At 49.3% G+C, this 19,671-nt stretch carries 14 protein-coding genes and 1 pseudogene; 3 read left to right on the top strand and 12 right to left on the bottom strand.

Features of this window, described 5'->3' with window-relative positions; all coding sequences use genetic code 11:
- Positions 1-131: 131 nt before the first annotated feature.
- The 6 genes and pseudogenes from XYCOK13_RS08690 to XYCOK13_RS08670 form a co-directional block, all read right to left on the bottom strand.
- Positions 132-3,083, bottom strand: coding sequence for a chitobiase/beta-hexosaminidase C-terminal domain-containing protein (locus tag XYCOK13_RS08690; protein WP_213411736.1), 2,952 nt, complete (start codon positions 3,081-3,083; stop codon positions 132-134).
- 216 nt (positions 3,084-3,299) lie between these two features.
- Complete coding sequence (locus tag XYCOK13_RS08685; protein ID WP_213411734.1) at positions 3,300-5,861, bottom strand: winged helix-turn-helix domain-containing protein; 2,562 nt, start codon at positions 5,859-5,861, stop codon at positions 3,300-3,302.
- 171 nt (positions 5,862-6,032) lie between these two features.
- Positions 6,033-7,202, bottom strand: coding sequence for a sensor histidine kinase (locus XYCOK13_RS08680; protein ID WP_095397576.1), 1,170 nt, complete (start codon positions 7,200-7,202; stop codon positions 6,033-6,035).
- Complete coding sequence (locus XYCOK13_RS21870; RefSeq protein ID WP_244865077.1) at positions 7,199-7,369, bottom strand: winged helix-turn-helix domain-containing protein; 171 nt, start codon at positions 7,367-7,369, stop codon at positions 7,199-7,201. The genes XYCOK13_RS08680 and XYCOK13_RS21870 overlap by 4 nt, the downstream gene beginning before the upstream one ends.
- A 239-nt stretch (positions 7,370-7,608) precedes the next feature.
- Positions 7,609-7,824 (bottom strand): annotated as a pseudogene (locus tag XYCOK13_RS21865) (response regulator); the annotation flags it as partial.
- 112 nt (positions 7,825-7,936) lie between these two features.
- Positions 7,937-8,542: a hypothetical protein gene (locus tag XYCOK13_RS08670; RefSeq protein ID WP_244865079.1), complete on the bottom strand. Its 606-nt coding sequence runs from the start codon at positions 8,540-8,542 to the stop codon at positions 7,937-7,939.
- Positions 8,543-9,516: 974 nt separating this feature from the next.
- Here XYCOK13_RS08670 and XYCOK13_RS08665 point away from each other — a divergent pair.
- The 3 genes from XYCOK13_RS08665 to XYCOK13_RS08655 are packed head-to-tail and all read left to right on the top strand — an operon-like array spanning position 9,517 to position 13,271.
- The gene (locus XYCOK13_RS08665) at positions 9,517-10,983 is read left to right on the top strand and encodes a spore germination protein (RefSeq protein ID WP_213411732.1); all 1,467 of its coding nucleotides are present in this window, start codon (positions 9,517-9,519) and stop codon (positions 10,981-10,983) included.
- A gap of 15 nt (positions 10,984-10,998) precedes the next feature.
- Positions 10,999-12,183 carry a Ger(x)C family spore germination protein gene (locus XYCOK13_RS08660; protein ID WP_213411730.1) on the top strand — a complete coding sequence of 395 codons (1,185 nt, stop codon included), beginning with the start codon at positions 10,999-11,001 and terminating at the stop codon, positions 12,181-12,183.
- Positions 12,180-13,271 carry a GerAB/ArcD/ProY family transporter gene (locus XYCOK13_RS08655; RefSeq protein WP_213411728.1) on the top strand — a complete coding sequence of 364 codons (1,092 nt, stop codon included), beginning with the start codon at positions 12,180-12,182 and terminating at the stop codon, positions 13,269-13,271. The genes XYCOK13_RS08660 and XYCOK13_RS08655 overlap by 4 nt, the downstream gene beginning before the upstream one ends.
- Positions 13,272-13,444: 173 nt before the next feature.
- Here XYCOK13_RS08655 and XYCOK13_RS21860 read toward each other — a convergent pair whose 3' ends face one another.
- From XYCOK13_RS21860 to XYCOK13_RS08630, 6 genes are all read right to left on the bottom strand, one after another.
- The gene (locus tag XYCOK13_RS21860; RefSeq protein WP_244865076.1) at positions 13,445-13,933 is read right to left on the bottom strand and encodes an ABC transporter permease; all 489 of its coding nucleotides are present in this window, start codon (positions 13,931-13,933) and stop codon (positions 13,445-13,447) included.
- Between the two features lie 72 nt (positions 13,934-14,005).
- Positions 14,006-14,809, bottom strand: a complete 804-nt coding sequence (locus XYCOK13_RS21855; protein WP_244865075.1) for a hypothetical protein — start codon at positions 14,807-14,809, stop codon at positions 14,006-14,008.
- Between the two features lie 6 nt (positions 14,810-14,815).
- A complete protein-coding gene (locus XYCOK13_RS21850; RefSeq protein WP_244865074.1) occupies positions 14,816-16,069 on the bottom strand; it encodes a hypothetical protein in 1,254 nt (417 codons plus the stop codon).
- Positions 16,059-17,927, bottom strand: coding sequence for a P-loop NTPase family protein (locus tag XYCOK13_RS08640; protein WP_213411726.1), 1,869 nt, complete (start codon positions 17,925-17,927; stop codon positions 16,059-16,061). Before XYCOK13_RS08640 ends, XYCOK13_RS21850 begins: the two co-directional genes overlap by 11 nt.
- Complete coding sequence (locus XYCOK13_RS08635) at positions 17,924-18,772, bottom strand: CpaE/TadZ family protein (protein WP_213411724.1); 849 nt, start codon at positions 18,770-18,772, stop codon at positions 17,924-17,926. Before XYCOK13_RS08635 ends, XYCOK13_RS08640 begins: the two co-directional genes overlap by 4 nt.
- 39 nt (positions 18,773-18,811) lie before the next feature.
- Entirely contained in the window at positions 18,812-19,534 is a 723-nt protein-coding gene (locus XYCOK13_RS08630) for a hypothetical protein (protein ID WP_213411722.1), read from the bottom strand.
- Between the last annotated feature and the right edge of the window lie 137 nt (positions 19,535-19,671).

The following is a 19,671-nucleotide window of genomic DNA, read 5'->3' as shown; positions in this document are numbered from 1 at the left end:
TCTCCAAGGCTTCCAGATCAATTCTTTCCATCGCAAGCATGGCCTTGTTCACGCACTGCTGTTGTTCCCCGGATTCGTCGGAACTGATCGCTTCCCAATCGGAGGGAAATACTTGTCAGCACGATGCTCTATCATCTATCCAACAATCTTAGCAGCATCACCGTCGCTTCTGCACGGGTAGCCGTTTCGTTCGGCACAAACCGGTTTCCGCCGCGGCCATCGACAATGCCAAGTTTGCGGATGGCTTCGACCGCACCTTTCGCCCACTGCGGAATCGTTTCATCATCGGCAAAGCCGGTTGACGCATTCGCGTTAAGCTGTAGTTGTAACGCCCGAGCGATCATCACCGCCATTTCTACGCGGGTGATCTGTGCGTTTGGCCGGAAGCTGCCATCGTTGTATCCATCCACGATGCCCGCTTGTACGGCCTGCGCAACGGCTTGCTTCGCCCATCCGCCGATCCGGTCATGATCCGTGAAAGTTAGCGCGGAGCCGTCACCTTCCAGTTTCAATGCACCTGCCAGCATCACAGTAAACTCGGCGCGTGTGACTGGATGATTCGGTTTAAATGTGCCATCTGGATAACCGCTGACGATGCCTTTCTCTACAGCACGCATGATATAGTCCTCCGCCCAGTGTCCAGCGATGTCGGTAAATGCAATAACCGGTTCATTTGGCTTTGGCATTTCACGATAAATGGTCAGCGTATAGGTTTTCTTCGTGCCATTCTCCGCTTGTACCGTTAGCTCAATCGTATTGTCGCCTTCCTCCAAATCGACTTGAATACTGTCCGTAATTACCTTGCCCTTCCATATCACTTTCGCCGCGGAGTGAGCTTCTTTGACCACAATCTCAATTCGTTCGCCTTCTGTACGGGCCGTATATTCTGTTGTTCCAGAAGTAAATGAAGGGCTTAGTTTCAATAATTTCCCTTCCACCCATACTTGCAGATCCGCAAGATCCGCATTGTTGGATAACACACGGCCGCCCCCGCCACCACCGGAACCGCTGTTACCTCCTGGTGCTCTTGGGGTCGCTATCGCTACATTGGAGAAATCGCTGGCCCCCTTCACAGTGATAGCCTTCACTACAAATGCATACGTTGTTCCGTTCGTCAATCCCGTGACATTGTAGGAATTCGCCGACACATTCGATTGAATGAGCTTCCAGTTCGCCGGATCGACAGGAACTGATGTGCCTTCCGCTTGGTAAACCGCATAAGTCACGCTGCCTGCTTCCGTAACCGCATCCCACTTTAATGTAACGGAACGATCAGCCGCCGAAGCTGTTAAATTCGCCGGTGCAGGTATCGTTGCAATCGTATACTGTTCCTCCAGCACTTCACTGTCCAGCATGCCTTCCTTCACAGCAATCGCCTTGAGCGTCATCTCTGTTGTCACTTCGATGGGCGCGGTATATTCGGCACTGCTGCTCGTCGGTTCGCTGCCGTCCGTTGTGTAGTAGATTGTTGCATCGTTCGTATACGTGCTCAACGTCACCGTTGTACCAGCCGGGACTGCACCGCCCGCAGGACTGGCGATCGGCTTGGCGACTTGATCAGGAGGTAGGATCGTGTAATGCTCCTCCAGCACTTCGCTGTCGAGCATGCCGTCCTTCACCGCAATGGCCTTAAGCGTCATTCCCCCAGTCACTTCGATGGGCGCGGTATATTCCATACTGCTGCGGCTCGGCATACTGCCGTCCGTCGTGTAGTAAACCGTTGCTCCTTCCGTTGTCGTGCTCAATGTTACCATTGTACCTGCCGGGACTGCACCGCCCGCAGGACTGGCGACTGGTTTCGATACTTGCTCTGGCTCTGCTTCTCGTAAGAGCTTGATCGTATACGTTTTACTTTCTTGCAAATAAGGGGATACTTTCACTTGAACAACTGTTTGTTCACCTTCAACTTCGACCTTGACTCCTTCGACCTGATCGGATTGTCGCTTACCATTCACATACACATCGGCATACTCCGGGTTTTCCAATGTAGCCAGCACATTCACTGAAGTGACGCTATTATCAATTAGAACAGTGTATTCCTGCTCCGAAACATCAAACAAGAACTCCAATTCTCCACCACTTTGATCGGTCAGTTTGATCGTTTTGAGATCACTTGTTGGAATGTTGAGTTGACCTGAACGATTATCACCCCAGGCCACGATCGTCCCATCCTCTTTCAAGGCAAGCGAATGATAGAATCCCGCTGCAATCGCGATCACGCCGCTTTTCGCTGCATCAGGTACAACCGTTTGTCCGTGGTCGTCCGATTCTGTGTTGTCTGAAATGCCCCAGGCAATGACAGATCCATCAGACTTCAAGGCAAGAGAATGTGCATACCCTGCCGCAATGGCGACAACATCACTTTTCGCTTCCTCCGGCACATCAGATTCTCCGAATTCGTTTCTCCCCCAAGCAAACACCTTCCCCGATTCAGTTAATGCCAAAGAATGATGAACTCCTGCACTAATGGCTACTGCATTGCCCTGCACCTCTTCAGGCACATTGAGTTTTCCCCGACTCTTATCTCCCCACGCAATCACATCTCCGTCTTCTTTTAGCGCTAAAGAATGCCAATATCCCGCCGCGATGGCGACAACGCCGCTTTTCGCTGCATCAGGTACAACCGTTTGTCCGTAGTCGTTTCTCCCCCAGGCAATGACTTCTCCCGAAGATGTGAGGGCTAACGAATGGAAGGCACCAGGTCCCGCAGCAATGGCTACGATATCGCTCTTCGCTTCCTCCGGCACATCGGTTCCCTCTGCTCCCCCCCAGGCGATGACCTCGCCGCTTACTGTGAGAGCCAGGGAGTGATTATCTCCCGCGCTCACCGAGACAATATTGGACTGCGCTTCATCGGGGACTTCAATGGGGACCATGGTTTTGTCAATTTTATTCTCCCCCCAGGCGAGCACTTTCCCGTCCGCTGTTAAAGCTAAGGAATGATTCCGCCCTCCTGCGATTTGCAGGATTCCTCCCGAACGATCACTCAAGGCTGGATGAAAACTCCCTTGAGCAGACACGTTGTCATAGGGTACCGTGATCAGAAACGACTGCATGAGCAGCAAAGCGATGCACAACCTCACCAAGCCTCTCCTCCTGTTGCATATGTATGATTGTTCCAAGCTTTTTCCCCATGGATTCATCTCTTACAAATCCTCCTTCAAGTTAATCTCTGCATAGCTTCACCCCATCTATTGTATATTCTTCCAATCCCATTGTGATCAACCCTGCCCGGCACAAAAGATCAAAAAGGTTGAGCAGGGTGGTTGAGATAATTTGTACAAAATAAAAAGAACGGGTCAGAACAATTGTAGTGTTCTGGCACGTTCCAACGCTTGTAAGCGATTTTTGGATTGCAATTTGCAGTAGATATTGTTAATATGTGTTTTTACGGTTGCCAGGGAAACATTCAATTTAAGCGCGATTTCTTTATTAGACATTCCCGTTTCCATCAACCGAAGCACGCTTTGTTCTCTGGCTGTAAGAGCAGCCAACGTTCTATCATGGGGAGTACCGGCTTCCCTTTCGGCTAGCGGAATCAGTCTCCGCAGCCGTTTCACATAGGATAAAGGCACCTTATGGCTGGGGCGGCGAAGCTGATTTTGGCGCAATCGGATATATTGATCCATCAATTGCCCAAGTGATGCTCCTTCGTCGACAAAGGTCCGGATATACCCTTCCGGCCGCGCCAATGCCAGCGCTTCTTCCAGTACGTCCATGGAGTCCGAAATCTTTCCTTGTAAGGATAGGATCATACTCTTGTGAACGAGCAGACGAATTCGGTCGCTTTGCCGTCCTTCTTCTATTGACAGCTGGAGTAGACGCTCCGTCAATGCTGCGGCTTCTTCCATTTTTCCTTGCTCCGCCAATATAGAGGCCAGTAAATCGTATTCCTTGATCATGGATACCGGAATTTCATCACGGAATCGCAAGCGGCTCTTTCTCAGCCATTGTCTCACCGGTTTCTCTTCTCTATGCATCCTGCCCAGCATGGCGCGAAACGAGGCGATTTTCCCGGACAAACGCGAATTCGCCGTCTTGGACGTGAGTTGGGTTAGCTCGCGTAATATGTGCTTTGACGTCGCCTCGTCTCCTTGTACGGTGGCAATGCGGGCAAGCCAGAGCGCTGCGATGGTCGCCAAGCTTCGATGATCATGCAATCTTCCAATATCATAGGCTTGGCGCATCAGCTTTTCCGCTTCGACCAAGCGATTTCGTTCGTACTGCATTTTGCCTAAGTCGATATAAAGATGAGCAACAAAATAGACATTTCGGGTTTCAGACCAAATCGACAGCAAGGACGTTAACACCTGCTCCGCCAATCGAAGGCTGTCATCCGACACGTAGATATCCCACACCGGATGATAGCCATCCACGTCGCTCCCAAACTCAATGAAGAAATCGCCTTCCGGATGCTTCTCGACATATTCATGTGAAAATTGAACGGCATATTCAAAATCACGATCCAAAAACGTGCGAAATGCAGCCAGAAAAGCGAGTCCGGCTTGCAATGTTTCGGCTTCTTCAGGAGGAAGGGGATCTGTGTCCTCTTCTAGCCTGCGAACCGCTTGCCAATACCCGTCAGTGGCCGCTTCGACATGCCCGGACAAGTACTGGGAAGCGAGTTTTGTCAACAGCATCATCGGTCTGGCAAATAACAGCGTGTCGGGAATTGCGTTTAACCACTTGCAAAGCGTCGTCCATTCATTGGTCATCAGCTCCGGTGTCATCACCTCTATCAATGATAGCGCATGTTCATAATCGGCAGCCGCAAGGTAATGATCTACCGCTTCATGCGGATAACCGTTCTCTTCCAACCATTTTCCCGCTGTCATGTGAAGTGTTTGCCATTGCCGCGGCTCGCGCATTTTCAACTGCGCCGTCAAAAATTGCCGGAATAAATGATGATACCTGTACCACTCCCGCCACTCGTCCAAAGCTACAAGAAACAAGCTTTCCTTGTCTAATTGTTGCAGATACGCATGACTTTCGGCTATACCGGTTACCGCTTGACAAAGTTCGCCCTTCATCCGGTCCAAAATGGAAGTATAGAGTAAAAATTGCTGCATCGTTGCGGATTGTCGGGCTAACACCTCATCAAAGAAGTAATCCGATATATCACGTTCCGTCCCCGCCATCTTCCGGATTAGAGATACGGGATCGGTATGTTCGTGCATTGACAAGACCGCCAGTCGCATCGCCACTGCCCAACCCTCTGTCTTTTTTTGTACGGTCGCCACATCTTCATTGGATAATTGTATACCACCGCACATCGCAAAAAATTCAGTCGTTTCGTCCGGCACAAACCGGAGATCGCTCGCCTCCAACGTGATCAGCCTATTTTCTGCTCGTAGTCTGGAAAGAGGAAGCGCTGGAGAATTTCGGCTTGCAAGATAGAGATGGACATGTAGTGGTAAACGTTCCAGCAGATAAGTGACGCCCTGCAAGATGGACGTTTCTTCGATATGATGAAAGTCATCCCATACGAGCACCATCGTGTGTGAAATGCGATGTAGCCCGTTGATGAGCGCAGCAATCAGTGACACACCCGATGGATCTTCTGCGGCATGACGAAGGACGTCCTGTTGGTCAAAAGACGGATAAGCTTGTTTTAACGCTGCAATGGTATGTGCCCAGAAGCGCGTGCGATCATTATCCCCTTGATCAAGCGAGACCCAGGCGACGGGATTTTCCAGCGTCATCACCCATTCGCCGAGCAATGTCGTTTTGCCATACCCGGCTGGAGCTGAGATCAAAGTAAGCGTGCGATCTAACCCTTCATGCAAACGCCGGGTGAGACGGGAACGCACAACAAGCGAGCTTCGCGATCGAGGAATATGCAGTTTCGTGGCTATGATCATGGCTTGCCCCCCTCCCTTATTTGGCAACCGTCATGAGATATGAACATTTTTTCTATTATTTTACCAAAAAACTTTTATTTAGGTAGGGCCTTATCGGAGCATGTCAAATCACTTCGATCGACAATGCTGGGGGTACTATTAACTTGAAATAGAATGGAGTACATCTTTCCGCTAGTCGATGACAGGAAGGCGGACGATAAAGCCTTTCATCGTTTGCTCACGACTGTATTCAATCGTTCCCTCATGCTTTTTAATAATGGATAACGCTATGGATAGACCTAGCCCTGTACCTGCCTTGTTCTTCGTTCTACCTTCCGAAGTTCTGTAAAACGGTTCAAAGATAAACGGAATGTGTTTTTCATCTATGCCATCTCCGGTGTCCATGATAGAAATGAAACACTCTCCTTCTTGACTTGCACACGTGATGATCACTTTTCCTTGTGGCTTGTTGTACATAATAGCGTTCTCGACCAGATTGCTGATGGCTCTCTGGATTAAAATATCGTTCCCATATATCTCAACATCAGGATGGATGTGGATTTCAATAGAAATTGTCTGTGTTGAAGCTAAATCGTTTAATTCACTCACGACTTTACGGATCATTGAACCCACTTCAATCACATCCTTATCCGGGTCATTATTTTTAGCCAGAACGAGCAGTTCATTGACCATATGATTCATTCGTTTTAACGTCTTTTCAAAAATGTCCGAGAGCTGCCGATAATCTGCCAAAGTTGCGGATGGATCACTCCTCAAGACTTCCAGATTCGTCTTCAAAATCGTCAAGGGAGTTCTAAATTCATGAGCGGCATTGGCCATAAAACGTTCTTGCTGCTGGAAGGCATGTTCTAATTTTTTCAGCATGGTATTGAACGATTCCGTTAATTCTTTCAATTCATCATTGGGCAGTTCCTTAACAGGAAGCTGCACGGACAAATCATTGGCATTGATTTTCATAAGTCGTTCACTCAATAAACGCACCGGCCACAGACTTCTTTTGGAGAGATAAAACGCCCCGACCCCACCTAATATAATCATGATGAGCAGGCAGATCAGCGAAAAAAGGAGAACTTGTCCTTTAAATGCAATCAATTCAGATGAAAAGCTTACATCCGATCTGAGCATCCCCTCTTCGTTTACCTGATTCACTTCAATGGTGGGTACGATCACTTCATGATCTTGTTGAAGTAGCATATCATTGGGCTTCACATGAACAGCAGGAAGCATAATTTGAACAAAAACATTGAGCGAAACCAACAGAAACACGCCTGTCAATATGATTAAACCCAGGTTCCACAACACGATTCTTCCCGCCAATGTGAGCCGCTTGCTTTTCATCATTTTGATAACCTCTCAATTTGTTTGTTCAGTCGATAGCCGTACCCTGGCACCGTATTCAAAAAGTTTGCATGGATAACGGATCTTATCTTACTACGCAAAGTCGTAATATGTACCCTGACGGAATTGGAAAAAGGGTCCGCATGCTGATCCCACACATGTTCAACCAATTCTTCGGACGAGACAACTCGATCAGGATGAGATAAAAATACTGTAATAAGGCAAACTCCTTACGAGTAAGGGTCAGCTGTTGCCCAGCACAAGTTGCTGTCATCGTGATCGGATTCAACTCGATAGGGCCATAGGTGAGCAGCGGGCTTTCTCGTAAAAGATCACGTCTCAATAAGGCGCGTATTCTTGCTTTCAGTTCTTCAAAATCAAATGGTTTACCAAGATAATCGTCCGCTCCCAAATTCAATCCTTTCACACGAGAAGATGTATCAGAAAGCGCTGTTAGAATCAGCACTCTGATTTGTTTGGACAGATGTCGTATGTGTTGCAGCACGTCTAACCCATTCCTATCTGGCAAGTTTAAATCCAAGATGATGATATCGTAGGCATGGATTTCCGCCAGGTGACAGCCTTCTTCTCCATCTAATGCAATGTCTACCGCAAATCCTTCCATTTCCAATCCTTTTTTGATCGCACTCGCCAAATCTTGTTCATCTTCGATCACCAACATCCGCATCTTTAGCTCACCTCTCAATAAAACGTCGTAGTCGGGGAATGGTTTATGTTTAGATCGTGATATTTCCAGTGACTGTCACTTGATGGGTATCCGTATTGTAAATCCCCACTCGATAGTTGTCAGCGACATTCACAACAAAAGTTCGACTATCGGCACCGCCTGTAAAGTTCACATAAAAAAATGTATTGTCCGAGTCGATTAAACCAACTCGAAGTGTAGCGTCCCGAGGCAGCCATGTCAACGATATGGTAACCTCTTCGTTCCGAGTCAAATACCACGGGTTTCCAGACCCATCACTTATTGTGGCAAGTGATGATCCCGGCAAGTTGAAGTTAACCGGATAGGCAGCCTGTACACCAACATCGTCAGAATCCCCAAGATTCAATTCAATGATGTTTTCCTCTGATAGTTGAATTTTGTGTACCGGCTGCCCGTCCACAGTGACATCGCTCGAAGTTGGGTTAGCGTCATTCACTTGAGGAGTTGCCCGTTGAATTACTGTAACTGCTCCAGAAGACTGGCCCGAAATATCCTCTGACTTCGAAACAACATCACTCGTTTGAATCGTTACTGCAGGCGCATCCTTTGTCAAGGCAAATGCGGTCATGGGCAACACAGCCAGCAACAAGACAGCCGTAATTAAAAAACGTTTCATTTTCACTTTTTTCACCTCATTTTGTCTTTTCCCCGACTACTTAAAAACAGTCTATCCCATCGATTGTTAAATTTTTGTTAAGTAATTCTGTATTTCAGAAAAAGAGGAAGTCAGCTGAGGAACTTCTGGGGCGAGAACGATGCTTACGGTTATCGAGGCAGTCACGAGCCCCATCGAACATGATACTGTCCACCCAAACCTGCCAGTTAAAATCGGTAGCTTTTCCGATGACAATCGGCAGTCAATCCGTTAAATCCACGACGATCTGACAGAGCCACCGCCGTAGATGGCGGGGAAGCAGATAGAGAAGAGTCAGTACATGATCGCAAGGCCCAAATAAAATTCGCGCGAGTGTGCGCCCATGTTGAGGGATACGATCAAATTCGCCTTGCCGGTAATATCCATGAATCCGATAGTTAACGCCGGAGCGCCTGCGCGGGCGTTAGACCGACGGAAACAGCCGCCTTGGGTTGTCCACGCGCACACCTTCCTGTCTTCAAATCGGCCCCGTACCACCACCCCATTTTCGTTCTCGACGGACTAGGGGAGTTCGTTTACAAACAGAATAGTCACGCGATCCGCAAAGCCGAATTGTTCTGCCTGTTTTTGCAGACGGTGCACAAATATGAGGTCAACGGGCGACCCTCTTTTTTTCTAATCGATAATCTATAAATCATGAATAAGAGAGTCGTATTTACGTTAGATCATCCAACTTTGGCGAATGCTGCGAGCGGATCTATAAAAACCTGCTTCTACCTTCATGCCAGCAAGTACGGGAAGTATGTTCAAGAAGACTGCAGCAGTTGCGGTCATGTACTAGACATCCTCACCTATCGAATAACTTAGTAATGTCGTAACCTGAATCTTGATTTCACCTCACGATAATTTGCAACAGCATAACTGCCAATGGAATAAGAATCCACCCAATAGGAAATAATGATAATGATGAGATGTGAGAATCTGGAGGTTCGTCGATGGCAAGAAAAAAACAAAATCAATCGATCAAGAATGATTTTTTCGGAGACATTCAATCAGCCCTCGGGTTACCCCCGGACTTGGTCTGCCGATCCTTGTTTGTCCAAGGGGAACAAACCGTGCAGTGCGTATATCTGGAATCGATGGTCAATAAAAAAACGATTGACGAATACATTTTGAAATCGTTCACGGAAAATACGTTTTCCGAAGGGGAAGCGCCTCGTTCCGCCGAAAGCGGTTTTTTGCGCGAATTTTCCTTTTCCGATCCATATGAACAGTTGCGGGAACATGCCGTAAAAGCACTCCTTGCAGGCCATTGCGCACTAACCGATTTTGCAAGGGAGCGCGTTTGTCTCATCAATGTGACCGAATCCAAACAACGCTCCATTGAAGAACCGAAGTCGGAATCGACCATTCGCGGGCCGCACGAAGGCTTTACGGAAAGCATTCTGACCAATGTGGGGCTTGTCCGCAAAAGAATCCCCAACCCATTCCTCCGGTTTGATAAAATGAACATCGGCAATCAAACCGGGACGACTTTGCTTATGGTGTACATGGAGAACCTCGCCCCGGAATCGCTGGTCCGGGAAGTGCGCGGCAGATTGTCAGCCATCCGGACGGACAGTGTGCTGGAAAGCGCTTATGTGGAGGAATTCATCCAGGACCGGATTTGGTCTCCTTTTCCGACGCTTACCAACACCGAGCGCCCTGATATGGTAGCTGCCCAGTTGCTGGATGGTAAAGTGGCCGTGATGGTGGACGGGACACCCAGCGTTCTGCTGGCCCCCATGACGTTTTTCGAGTTTTTCAGTTCTCCTGAAGATTATTATCAGCGGGCGGATATCGCCACGTTTATTCGCTGGATTCGGTTGATTTCCTTTTTTACGGCCGTGTTCGTCCCTTCCTTGTATGTCGCGGCCACGACGTTCCATCAGGAACTGATCCCGACCCAACTCCTGATCAGTTTGTCCGCCCAGCGGGAAGGGGTCCCCTTTCCCGCCATCTTCGAAGTGTTGTTAATGGAAGTCGTGTTTGAAATTATCCGGGAGGCGGGGCTGCGCATGCCGCGGGCGGTCGGACAGGCGCTTTCGATCGTGGGGGCGATTGTACTGGGGCAGGCGGCGGTGGAAGCCGGTCTCATTTCCGTCGCGATTGTCATTGTCGTTGCCATAACCGGCATCACCAATTTTGTCGTTCCGGTTTACAGCTTCGGCATGTCACAACGCCTGCTTCGCTTTTCGTTCGTGCTGTTGGCCGGCTTTATGGGCCTTTTTGGCATTTTATGCGGTGCCCTGTTTCTGGTTGTCCATCTGGTGTCGCTTAAGTCATTTGGCGTTCCTTACATCACTCCCGCCTCCCCGTCCATAGGAACCGATTGGAAAGATGTGTTGGTGCGGCTGCCCCGGCCCTGGCTGGATCCGAACGGTCTGCCCGGATATATTCGGAATATGAAGAGAAAAAGGTAATCTGGAGGAACAAACATGACCAACCGGTATGCAGCGGGTCTGTTCATCCTGATGATGTTTACCGCCCTGCTTACGGCTTGCTGGGACAGGACGGAGATGAACGAACTGGCGCTGGTCAGTATGGTGGGGGTGGACAGCGACCCGGAGAGCAACAAAATAACCGTGTATTACCAGATCATCAACCCGCTCAGCGGCACTTCCGCCAAAGGTACGTCGGGAGGCGAACAAGCCCCTGTATACACTTACGAAATCAGTGGATCGTCTTTTGGAGAAATCAAATCTACGATTTACAAAATGTTGCCGCGCAAGTTATTTATGGCCCACTGCAAGGTGCTGCTCGTTTCCCAGCGGGCCGCCAAACAAGACATGCGCGATATTGTCAACTTTATCGAAATGCAACCCAACGGCCGCTCGTCGGTCCCGATGCTGATTGTCGACGGATCGATATCTCAGGTCATGAGAACATTAACTCCCCTGGAGCGGGTGCCGTCTGACACGATCGATTCCAGGCTCGACCTGCTGATCCGGAATTCGCTCCTAGTGGGAAAACAGATCAAGGTCAGTGATGTCATTGAACGGATGGAAAAGTCAGATACGATCGTATTACCGTTGATCACCGGAATGACAGAGGCACCTTCTTCCAACAGCGGGGAAAGGTCGGCGGATATCGACGCCAATCAAAACAACTTTATCATCCGAGGCGGGGCGGTTTTCCGTGATTATCGCATGGCGGGCAAACTGAATGATACGCAGCTGGTCTGGTACCATTTGCTAAATGGCGATCGAGGTCGCCACGTGCGACAGTTTCAGGTGGAAGGAAAACAGGTATCCGTGGAATTGAGACTGGTTCGCATAAAACGTGAGGTCTTCTGGAAATCCGACCAACCTGTCGTTCGGATCCGCATGGACCTCGAACTTTCCACTGCCTATACAATCGAGTCCGTCCCGAAGTCTCGGAACGAGGTGGAGAGACTTGAAAACAGACTGAATCAGATCATAGCAGACGAGTCGCTTGCTTTCTATCAAATGATAAGGGAGCGTGGCTGGGATCTGTTAAGCATCAACGACTTGTTGCGCAAACAAACGCCAAATCATCCGGATATCGACCAAGCGGCGAAAAATGCACAAATTGAGATTCGTGCAAATACCCGGCTGCTCCGAACGGGAAGCATGAGTCAACCTTATGGAGGGACAAGATGAAGCCAATGATTTCCCGATTCCAGTTTTATCTGCTGACAATCAATTATATCCTCGGAACCACCCTTTTCGTGCTGATCGGGCGGCTGGTCGTACAGGCGGGACAGGATGCCTGGCTCATGCCCTTGTGGGCAGGAAGTTTTGGCATACTCGTCGGTCTGTTCTGGATTTTTCTTTTCCGATATTACCCGGGCAAAAGTCTGGTGCAAATCCCGCTGGAAGCTTGGGGACGTTATCTGGGAACACTTGTTTCCGTCCTGTATTTTCTTTATTTCTGTATTTTGGCTGGATGGGTTCTTCGAAATTTAAGCGATTTTTTAAATGGAACCATCATGCCGGAGACGCCGAAAACCGTTTTTCACGTCATGTTTTTGCTTGTCGCCTTTTACACGGTCGCTCAGGGGACGGAAGCCATCGGACGATTAAATCAAATCATTACTCCGTTTTTGTTCTTCCCGTTCTGGTTTGTTCTGTTGCTGGCAATGGTGAACTGGGATTGGGGAAGACTTCAGCCAGCTTTCCATTCCGGCCTGGGTACCATTTTGCAATACCATTCCTTTTTGGGCTTTCCCTATATGGAAACTATTGCGCTCACGATATTGTTTCCGCTGGTCAAACAGGGGGCAACACGCCCCTTTTTGCTTGGGTTGATGACCACTTCCGTTTCTCTTAGCATGACCTTGTTTATGATTATCGGTTTATTAGGAGTGGAGAGGGCGTCACAACTTACCTTTCCAGTGTATACGACCGTGCAGGAAATTTCCATCGGAGAGGTGATCGTCAACATCCATTCCATTATCTCCATTATTTTACTGATTCTGATTTTTATCAAGCTGTTGGTACTCGTTTACGGAGCTTCCGAAACGCTGCGTCAAGTATTTCGTCCAAAAACCCGGTGGCCTCATTTTCTGGGTTTGACGATTTTGTTGTCGGCGACCGCCTTGTCCATCTATGAAAACCCGATCCAAAACGAGGAATGGGATGAAAAATATACATTCATATATGACAGTTTCTTTGTTCTACTGATCCCCTTTTTGTTGCTAGTGACAACATGGGTCAAACGCACGTTCGAGAAGCGAAAAGGAGGGTGAATTGAACATGTTGATGCTTCACATCCTGCTGGCGCCTTTGATAGGTTTACCGATGTTGGGATTGCTTCGAAAGAGACTTTATCGGGATGCAGCAGTTTTTGGGGCTGTATCTGTTATTGGATACGGATTATGGATTTGTATCGTGAATCATCGTCCTTTTATCATTACGATTTTTATTGAAAGAATGATTGAAATGTTAAAATCCATTTCAACGACGATGTTATAAACGTAGAATGAATTGTTTTGCGGGTTCTTCCCAGTTTAGTACCACTATGATCCGCCAATCCTTGTGACAGAACCTTAACAGGAGATATGAAGGATGACTGAAAACGAATGATGATGCTGTCCATTGGAACGCCAATGTTGATGACTTTGCCATACCACTGTCCGGTCGGGTTTTTCCCGGTGATAATTTGAATGCCAAACTGCTCCTGATCCGAAAACTTGCGCAGAGCATTGACGACTTGGCTGCCCGAAAGTGTGGTGTTGTCATACACCGTAAAGGCCGTCTGAGATAATTCCGTTTGGATATTGCTAAAATTGCTTTGAGCTGCTTTTGTTGAATCTTGTGCGGAAATAAACAACACGACGGCGAGGGTAATGAGCGCAATTGCGAGGAAAATGCCCGCCGCCATTACCAGCGCCTTTTGTGCATTGGACATGGTCGATCTCTCCTTTAAATGTAGAAATAAAAAACGGTCCTTTCCAACATGGAAAGCACCGCTAAGGGTGAATCATTGAATGCGTTGCAATTGCTCGTAGTACACCGACATTTGGTTCAAGCTGACAACAATGAGCGGAATGACCAGATAACCGAAAATGAGCGCCATCATTGGTGCGAACCCGATCATTCTGCCCCAGCCCGCCTTGTGCTCAATCAATCGTTCGTACTCCTGCTTGCGTTCTTCCTGTGCATACACGTACTCGGACTCCAAATCATCAAACGCTTTTCGAATCGGCAGCGTGCTTGCCGCCAGTTCCAGCTTTTCCACCATGCGCACGAATGGCTGAAAAGGCGCATCCTCCTTGAGCTGCTCCAGCGCCTGTTCAGCGCCTTGATCAAAATGGAGCAGGCATGTTTGCAGCGGCTCTTCGAACACGCGGGCGAACTGCTCCATCCAAATTAGCAAATGCTCTACCGACATGCGATCCATATCGGCCAGCATCGCAATGACCGCCTGCAATTGATCCACTTCATGCTTCATTTCCATTTGCCGCATCTTGCGCTGAAACAGGCGAATGCCGACCGGCGCCCAGTAGCCGACCCAGTCCGCCAAAACGGTCAATAGTGCTTGCCACCATTTGACGTATTGCCTGTCGAGTTTCTCCAACTTGCCCATAATGCGCTGTGTATCCGCGCGAAGCGCTTCATCCGAACGTTCTCCTCCAGTCTCCTTTCGCAACAGCTCCAAGAGCGACTCCTCTGTAGGCCTCACCCCCTTTACTTTATAGATGATTCTCCGATCCAGCACGGCTGCTTCAAGCGCTTTTTCCTGCTCCTCAGGCGTCGCTTGACCAAACAGCGTATCAGCATACACCGGCGCCTACAGCACTTGATGCCGATCCGCATAATGCAAAGCTATGAATAGTCCCATTGCTGCAAGAAAAGCCATGCTTCCCGCCACGATTCGCTGGACATAAAACCATTCCAACCGCAAAGGAGAAGCCGTTTCTTTCAGCAGCTTCACCATCCGTTCCGCTTCCCTTGAGCCAGGAGCAGGACCCAAACGGTGAACGAGCCAACGCATCCAGCCCCGGCCGTGCACCCATTTTTCCCATCTCTTTCGGCTGGTGATTTTCGGTGAGGTCTCCAAGTTCTGAATATGACGAAGCAGAACATAGGAGAGCCAAACGCCCCCCATCAAGCCGAGCTTTATGCTCCAACCCATCATACTGCTGTAAAAGGCGTCCATCGCCGAAAAATAATAGCTGGCCCATGCTTCAATCGGACGGGTAAACAAGAGCGGAAGCAGGGCAATAACGGACAGCCCATGCAACAAAAAACCAAGGCGTTCCCGGCGCAACAGTTCAAAGTTTAATTCACCGGCCAATTTTCCCAATGCCTTCAAATACAATGATCCGCTATCCGTTTGTTTGTCTCCGTATTCCTTCACCAGATACGACAATCCGGCCAAACCTTTCAAATAACGGTTCGGAGCCGCTTCCAAGTATTGTTCCAGTCGTTCTTCCGCGTGGCTGTCGGTCAACACTTCAACGATTTCCTGGCCGTGCAAAGTCATTTCATACGGCGCTTCATCCGTCGCTTCGTAAATCGCTTCTTCTACCATTCCGTGTCGGTGATAATGATGACGGACATCCCCGAAAAACTGGCGTAGCTGACGCAACAATCGCATTTCCAACCGTTGTACGAATACGTCTGTTAACATGCCGTGGCAAACCCAACCGCCAATCATCAGCATGACAAGTGTAAATACATCGCGCACCCAAAGCGTGATCGGCACAGCCGCTGCAAGCAACATGCCCCAGAGCCAAAGCGCCGTCCGCATCGTCTCCAGACGCAGCTTCCACTCATCGCCCAGGTGGAGAATAACCAAACGACGACGAATGAAGTGTAAGTAGGTACGCAAGAGCGGTACACGAGAGCAGAGGGTATAGAGTTGTTGCATGCCGTTGTGCAATGCCTGCTTGTTGCTCGTTTTAGCAGGTTGGCGCAAGGCTTCATACTTTCGTGCTGCCCCGGCTTCCCCATAGCGGGACAAAAATTGAAACGCTAAGACCGCCCCAAGAAACAACAGCGTCGCTCCGCCAAGCAGCAGGGAAAGCCACTCAAGATTCAACGCCATCCCCCCAATTACACAAAAACGCCTCGAAAGCTGCCTGGTCCGGACCGGCAAGCCGCTTGGCAATCTCTTTGCGGCTTTGTTCGGACAACGGATGAACCGCGACATAACGGCCGTCCCGATATTCAATGACATTTCGCGCTTCATACAGTTTCCGATCCGTGGAGCGATGGAAGTAGTCCGTCACCGTCTCCATAAACGCATCCATCTTCTCATCCAGCGTCTTTTTCTCGCGAAAGTCTGTCCGGTAAGGCATTTCCTGTGCAAGCGGTACGCATTCCGTGATGCGCTCGATATAGCGGCGACCGTCCGCATCCCGTTTTAAATGAATATCAAAGTTGATGACGCTGACCACTTGCTGTTCTGCCACCTGTTCATTGGTAAACACGCCGGTTTTGAGCAATGAATTGCGCAAGGACAACACCAAATCGCGAAACGTTTTGGCGTGGTGGGTAAACAACGTAAAAAGTGAAGCCACTTGCGCCATTTGGATCATCCAGGCCGCTACCGGGTCGGTCGCCACCTCACCCAAAATGTTGACCGAGCCGTCCGTTTTTTTCTGTATATCCAGCCCGGCCTGACCGGAGATCGTTTCAGTTTCCCGAAGGCTGAGAATATTACGATTAGGATAAATTTTGCGCAGTTGCAGTTCAAAGCTCATCTCTTGAACGCGAATCGGGAGCAGGGCGGATATATGACGCACCATGGCCATAAGCAGCGTCGTTTTCCCGCTGCCTTGCGCGCCAGTTATCGCCGTAATGCGCTCTCCCATCACAAGATAGCGAATCAGAGCAATCGGCAGTTCCGCATGTTCATCGCGAATCAGCTGTTCCAAAGTGGCATTTTGCACATCAAATTTGCGCACAAAAAAAGCCCACGACTCGGCAAATCGGGGGCGCAGCACCACGACACGAGAACCGTCGGCCATTTCATTCACCTTGTATCCGGTCGTTTCGGACAACTGGCCGGGAAAATTATGCTTGTAGATGTTTTGGCATACGCGCCGCAGTTCCAGTTCCGATCCAAAGGAGAGGAAACTAAGGTGGATGGATTTCCCCTCATAAAAAACCCACACACTATCATGCGCCCGCGGCACCTCACCGAGTTGAACATCCCCGTCCCAATCCCATGTTTCTTCCCATACGGAAGGCGGCAAACCGGACACTCCGCCGGACACGCCGTCAATGCGCATATCGCGCAGTTCGTCCACGACACTAAAGCCTTTGTAGTGCTGGTAAATGCGCTGCACCACGATTTGCAGTTTATCCTCTTCCGATAGCTGGACGTCCTCTTGTTCATAAATCTCGCCGATCTCCTCAGACGTAATACGGTAAGACAGCTCCTGTTCTTCATGGGCATCCGGCTTGGGCCGATCCAGATCATAGCGGCGTATGAGTTCACTAAGCGCATGATAGCCGTGACGTTTTTTGTATACATGAAGCAAGATGTCAAACCGATCCTGATGCGACAACGATTCAGGGCAATCAAACGGGATCAACCGGTTCAGATGTTCATGATCCAACGTATAGTGCTGTGCAAGCAAATCGGTTATATATTGCTTGACATACATTTTGTCACGCAGATCACCAGACGTGCATCCGCGCAGCGCTTTTTTCATCTCTGCCCGCTTGTTTTTCCGTCGCCGGTACTCTTCTTCTGATAGACCGTAATCCGTCAGATTGGCGCTTATCACGTCATGCAGTGCTCTTTTGACGTATTCTTCCATCGCCTTCAACATGTACACCGGCGCTTCCTGCTGGCGTTCCGGCAAGGTTCGGCTCATGCGCAAATACAGGAACAATACGCCTATTAAGACAATGCCTCCGATCAACAGACCATGTAACGCGCCCATCATATCGGGGTCTCCTTCCCGCCGAAAAAGGCATAGTGCAAGCCCGTTTGTTCAATCAACGCAAGTGCCAACGCTCGCACGTCTCGCATGAACAGATAGTTTTCATGTTCCCGCGGCACTTGCCGATTGCGATACATGTAAGAAATCGCCTGCCCGTTTTGTCCATCATCCAACCACCGTGTATTGTAACTGACCGAACATGTTTGTAAACGCCGTCCATAAGGACGCAACAAATTTTTATGGGTCAAAGATGAGTACCGATCATATTTTCCGAATACGAGCACATGCTTTTTAGTTGTGAGCATCGCTTGAAGTTCATCCATCCGAAAAAAACGATGGACAGCCAACCGATTTTGCGGGAGGCACACCACCAGCACATCCGCCAGCCGCAGTAAACCGTTGGTCCATTCCGATGAATTTCCGCTGCCGCCATCCACAAACACAAGATCATACATCCGTTTCGCCATGCTTAGCAGCGATTCCATCCAAGGCGTGGCCATGTCAATAAAACGATCATCCGGCTTGCTTGAACCCGGCAGCAAGTCGAGCCTGTCCTTTAACAAAGGCAGCGTGTAATCCCGAATCATGTTGGGTTGCAATTTTCGGTTTTGCAGCAGTCGCAATAACGCATCTACCCCCATATTGACTGAGACATCCATGTCCATCTCCCGAGAGGCATGCGTTTGATAAAAGCATTGCTTCAAGGCGATATCGTGACTTTCACAATGACCCAGCAGCAACATATGTGCCGAATACTCCAGTCCCATGACCGAGGCAGTCGCTGCCAGATTGCTCGTTGTCCCGGTTCCCGATACCGGACTCCAAAACACGATTGTATGTCCCGTCACCGTGTCCCCTCCTTTTCTCAATCATTTTGATCAGCTTGATTAGCGACGGAAGGCAGCGCGTTCTTGGCGAAGTCGCTTCCATGCCTTGCGAACGGTTTTGTCGTCCCAATCAAACAACTGTTGTGCCATCTCCCATATCGTGCGGCGGTACGTTCCCGATAGTCCCTTCACATCGATGCGGCCATGATGCTGGTTTTCCAGCTCGGCGGATACATCACGCTCATCCAGCGGAAAACGAAAAACCGCTTCCTCCCAGCGAATGGTCTGCTGAGCAAAGGCGGAATCGAGATACGCCTCGGTGACAGTCAGAGGAACAACGGATAGCATCATCTTGTAAAACGATACCGGTTGATTCTGTGCTTCATGCAAGCATAACCGCTGCATCAATTCGACATTTCGCTGCATGGTCAATCGGTTGAAATTGCTGCACCAGATCCGCTTGTCGTAATGGGGTAACTCCCGCCCTTTGACCATTTCGGTATGGTCGGTGTCCAGCAGTATCACATCGTAATCCATGCCATTTGCTTTCTGATACAAGTATCGTTCCATCTGCGAATACAAGATAAACCCACAGGCCACGTCCACACCTTCAAACTCGTAGAGCGGGGCGCGTAATTCTTCCTGCGGCAAATATCCCTGTGTCGTTTGTGCGAGAGTGGAGTCCACCACCAGCACCTTGTAATCCATTGCGGCCAGGAGTTTGCCAAGCAATAACAGCACATGGCTTTTATCCGGCGCTCCTAAAAATACAATCTTTTTCATGGTTTCTCCTTATTGATTGAAGATTTCGGAATAATCCGGGGCCGTTTCTGACTCTGGCTCGGATGCAGGCGGTGGATCGGGCAACGTCGCTTCGGGCGATTCTTCTTCTACCACGACCGGAAGGGAAGAAGGCGGCT

The sequence above is a fragment of the Xylanibacillus composti genome (assembly GCF_018403685.1).
Lineage (GTDB): Bacteria > Bacillota > Bacilli > Paenibacillales > K13 > Xylanibacillus > Xylanibacillus composti.
Note: the sequence above shows the minus strand (reverse complement) of the source record. Positions and strands in the feature narration are given on the sequence as shown.

Bases quoted from the DNA above. Each gene is read 5' to 3' on its own strand.
- XYCOK13_RS08660 (WP_213411730.1), top strand. From the start codon at position 10,999: ATGACCAACCGGTATGCAGCGGGTCTGTTCATCCTGATGATGTTTACC.
- XYCOK13_RS08640 (WP_213411726.1), bottom strand. From the start codon at position 17,927: ATGATGGGCGCGTTACATGGTCTGTTGATCGGAGGCATTGTCTTAATA.
- XYCOK13_RS08680 (WP_095397576.1), bottom strand. From the start codon at position 7,202: ATGATGAAAAGCAAGCGGCTCACATTGGCGGGAAGAATCGTGTTGTGG.
- XYCOK13_RS21860 (WP_244865076.1), bottom strand. From the start codon at position 13,933: ATGTCCAATGCACAAAAGGCGCTGGTAATGGCGGCGGGCATTTTCCTC.
- XYCOK13_RS08655 (WP_213411728.1), top strand. From the start codon at position 12,180: ATGAAGCCAATGATTTCCCGATTCCAGTTTTATCTGCTGACAATCAAT.
- XYCOK13_RS08670 (WP_244865079.1), bottom strand. From the start codon at position 8,542: ATGAAACGTTTTTTAATTACGGCTGTCTTGTTGCTGGCTGTGTTGCCC.
- XYCOK13_RS08685 (WP_213411734.1), bottom strand. From the start codon at position 5,861: ATGATCATAGCCACGAAACTGCATATTCCTCGATCGCGAAGCTCGCTT.
- XYCOK13_RS08630 (WP_213411722.1), bottom strand. From the start codon at position 19,534: ATGAAAAAGATTGTATTTTTAGGAGCGCCGGATAAAAGCCATGTGCTG.
- XYCOK13_RS08665 (WP_213411732.1), top strand. From the start codon at position 9,517: ATGGCAAGAAAAAAACAAAATCAATCGATCAAGAATGATTTTTTCGGA.